The sequence below is a fragment of the Streptomyces beijiangensis genome (genome assembly GCF_017315755.1).
In the GTDB taxonomy this organism is placed as follows: domain Bacteria; phylum Actinomycetota; class Actinomycetes; order Streptomycetales; family Streptomycetaceae; genus Streptomyces; species Streptomyces beijiangensis.
In genome coordinates this window covers 1-423 of record NZ_JAFLRJ010000898.1, presented here as the reverse complement: position 1 = coordinate 423, position 423 = coordinate 1, and the positions used below count along the sequence as shown (strand labels likewise).

The window sequence follows — 423 nt, the reverse complement described above, 5'->3', positions numbered from 1 at the left end:
CCGTGCCACCGGGTGATCGGGGCCGACGGAGCGCTGCGCGGGTACGCGGGCGGGCTGGAGCGGAAGCAGGCGCTGCTGGAGCTCGAAGGGGCGCTGGTGGCGTGAGCTCCGGGCTCTTCCCGATGCCACGCGAGCGGGCCGAGGTCGCGCCCGGGGCGGTGCATGTGCCCGGGTGGCTTCCGGTGGAGCGGCAGCGGGAGTTGGTCGGGGCGTGCCGGGAGTGGGCGCGGGGGCCGGTGCCGATGCGGCACACCGCGCTGCCGGGTGGTGGCGTCATGTCGGTGCAGACGGTGTGTCTGGGGTGGCATTGGCAGCCGTACCGCTATGTGCGTGTGGCCGGTGATGTGAATGGGGAGCGGGTCGCCGAACTCCCGGGGTGGCTGGTGGAGTTGGGGCGGGCGGCTGTCGCGGAGGCCTATGGGG

The 423-nt window shown here is 74.5% G+C and carries 2 protein-coding genes; both read left to right on the top strand.

Annotated features, from left to right (window positions below; translation table 11 throughout):
• Positions 1 to 105: MGMT family protein (locus tag J0695_RS39765; protein WP_206969708.1), on the top strand; the 105-nt coding region annotated here is incomplete at its 5' end.
• A 17-nt stretch (positions 106 to 122) separates the two neighbouring features.
• The coding region (locus tag J0695_RS39760) for a 2OG-Fe(II) oxygenase family protein (RefSeq protein ID WP_242553762.1) at positions 123 to 423 on the top strand (301 nt) is incomplete at its 3' end.